The sequence below is a fragment of the Acetomicrobium mobile genome, from assembly GCF_937920065.1.
Genome location: NZ_CALETC010000039.1, coordinates 1 through 2,707 on the forward strand (window position 1 = coordinate 1; position 2,707 = coordinate 2,707).

At 44.6% G+C, this 2,707-nt stretch carries 3 protein-coding genes; 2 read left to right on the forward strand and 1 reads right to left on the reverse strand.

Features of this window, described 5'->3' with window-relative positions; translation table 11 throughout:
* Together deoC and Q7P41_RS01705 are read left to right on the forward strand one after the other, a co-directional pair.
* Positions 1 to 623 (forward strand): deoxyribose-phosphate aldolase (gene deoC / locus Q7P41_RS01700; RefSeq protein WP_303881659.1); only part of this gene is annotated, 623 nt, incomplete at its 5' end.
* A 39-nt stretch (positions 624 to 662) separates the two neighbouring features.
* Positions 663 to 1,940, forward strand: coding sequence for a radical SAM protein (locus tag Q7P41_RS01705; protein ID WP_303881660.1), 1,278 nt, complete (start codon positions 663 to 665; stop codon positions 1,938 to 1,940).
* An 89-nt stretch (positions 1,941 to 2,029) separates the two neighbouring features.
* Here the strand turns inward: Q7P41_RS01705 and Q7P41_RS01710 are convergent.
* Positions 2,030 to 2,707: argininosuccinate synthase (locus Q7P41_RS01710; RefSeq protein WP_303881661.1), on the reverse strand; the 678-nt coding region annotated here is incomplete at its 5' end.

Sequence of the window (2,707 nt, forward strand, 5' to 3'; positions counted from 1 at the left end):
CAAATTTAAGACCGATGGCAACCAAAAAAGATATTGAGCTTCTATGTGCGGAGGCATTGCGATATCGCTTTGCTGCTGTCTGCGTAAATCCTTTTAGAGTTCAACTAGCGGCTTTGCTACTTAAGGGTTCAGGCATAAAGGTGGCATCGGTGGTTGGGTTTCCCCTTGGTGCAACCTTCCCCGAGGTAAAAGCGCTTGAAGCAAAAAATGCGCTCGAAAATGGAGCGGAAGAAATAGATATGGTGATCAATATTGGGGCTTTAAAGGATGGCGACGATGATCTCGTTTTAAAGGATATAGAGGCGGTGGCAAGCGCTGCTTCCGGTGCTACTGTAAAAGTCATACTTGAGTGTTGTTATCTCACCAAGGAGGAAAAGATAAGGGCATGTCGCCTATCGTCCGAAGCCAGAGCCAACTTTGTAAAGACTTCAACGGGCTTCGGGAGTGGTGGCGCCACACTTGAAGACATAAAACTCCTTCGCGCAAACGTGCCAGCAAGCATGGGGGTCAAGGCTGCCGGTGGCATTCGTGATTTTAAAACCGCCCATGTTTTTATAAAAGCTGGAGCAACGAGGATAGGAACGAGCAGCGGACCTCAAATAATGTCTACATGTCCCGCGTAAATGGAAGTAAACTCAACCAGATTGCGATATACTTAACCTATGGGTGACTTTACGGCTTATCTGAACGACTTGAGATATAAAAAAATATTGGGGATTAATCCTCCAGTATTTGATTTTGCCTTTTTTGATTTTTGGGCCAAACCATTGGGGTTGCTATACATCTTGGAGTACCTGCGCCATCGCGGAAACAGCGTGGATTTGATCGACTGCATCTACGAGGGTCGTGACAAGCCAAAGACATATGGCCGCTATAAAACTAAGAGGATAGAGATAGAAAAACCCTTACCTTATAAACACATTCCTCGCAAATTTTATCACTACGGCATGACAAAGGAATCCTTCGAAGAAAAGCTGAGTAAAACAAAAACCCCTGATATCATTTTGATTACTTCCGGCATGACCTACTGGTATCTGGGCGTCAAGTGGTGCATTGATATAGTAAAAAAGTTCTTCCCAAAAGCTCCTATACTACTTGGCGGCATATACGCTCAGCTTTGTCCAGGTCACGCCCAAAAGATGGGCGCTGACGGAGTTCAAACGATGCCTCTTGATATCTCCTATTTTCGTCCAAGCCTGGACTTATACAAAAATCCGGAATATGGCATCACGATTACATCCATAGGTTGTCCTTTAAACTGTAGATATTGCGCTTCCAAAAAGCTGTGGCCCCACTATAAAAAGCGGCCTGTAGCCCAAGTAATAGACGAGATTTCGTTTCAATCCGGCTTCGCGACCGTAAAAGATATCGCCTTCTACGATGATGCGCTCTTAATAGATAAAGAAAATCATTTCTATTCTTTGTGCGAAAAACTCAAGGAAAACTTCGGCCATTTACGCTACCATACTCCCAACGGACTCCATGTGCGGGAAATCGATGAAACTTGTGCACGCTACCTTTATGAGACGGGCTTTAAGACCATACGTCTTAGCTTGGAAGGTACTGATCCTTCCGTACAAAAAGCTGGCTCCGATAAGGTTCATGACCCTCAATACATATGGGCCGTAGAAAATTTGTTAAAAGCAGGTTATTCTCACAGCAATATAGAAACATACATCCTCGTGGGATTGCCAGGGCAAAATTATGAAAGCGTTAAAAAGGCAATCATCTTTGTTAAATCCTTGGGCGCAACTGCAAAGTTGGCGGAGTACTCACCCATCCCAGGGACTTTTATGTTTGAGGAAAGTGCCAAAGCCCTTCCTGCGTTAAAAGAAGAACCTTTATATCACAACAACACAGTTTACTGCGGATATTTATCCCCTGAAATTACGCAAAAAGAGCTTCAATCGCTGAAGGATCTTGCAAAAGATCCCACATAACAAGGTAACGCCGATTCAAATTCATAACGTTACCTTGTTATGTGAAAAAATTTAATTGTTAACCCCAAACACGGCTAATTAACCAGGACTCAAACCTGTGATTTGACGGTTTCCTTGCTAAGGGTGACCTCGCTTTCGCATCCGCCGTTTTTAGGATCATGCACCTGCTTCCAGGTAACTACGGGCAACCCCCAAATGTTTATGAAACCTACCGCCGAGGAATGGTCAAAGGCATCTCCGGCTGAGTAAGTTGCAAGGTCTTTTGCATATAAAGAATTTGGAGATTTAAGGCCAACAACCACGCTTTGACCTTTATAAAGCCTGACCCTCACGACACCGTTTACAACCTTTTGCACTTGGTTAAAGAAGGCATCTAAAGCTTCCCTTAAAGGCGAAAACCAATATCCAACGTAAGCCAGTTCGGCGTATTTCAACTCCAAATCAGCTTTGGCAGCTATTACGTCTTTAGACAACGTCATTTTCTCCAGAGCCTTTTTAGCCTGCAGCAACACAACCGGCGCGGGACATTCGTATACCTCCCTGCTTTTAAAGCCAACCAGCCTGTCTTCGATCATATCAATGCGCCCTACACCGTACTTCCCCGCAATTTGGTTCAATTTTGCAATTAAACTTACGCCGTCCATCTCTTCGCCATTTAGTGCGACAGGAATTCCTTCCTCGAAGGTGATCTCTATGTACTCGACTCCATCGGGCGCCTTCCAAGGATCTACCGTAAGCGTAAAGGCATCAGATGGCGGTTCAGTCCA

Bases quoted from the DNA above. Each gene is read 5' to 3' on its own strand.
- Q7P41_RS01705 (WP_303881660.1), top strand. From the start codon at position 663: ATGGGTGACTTTACGGCTTATCTGAACGACTTGAGATATAAAAAAATA.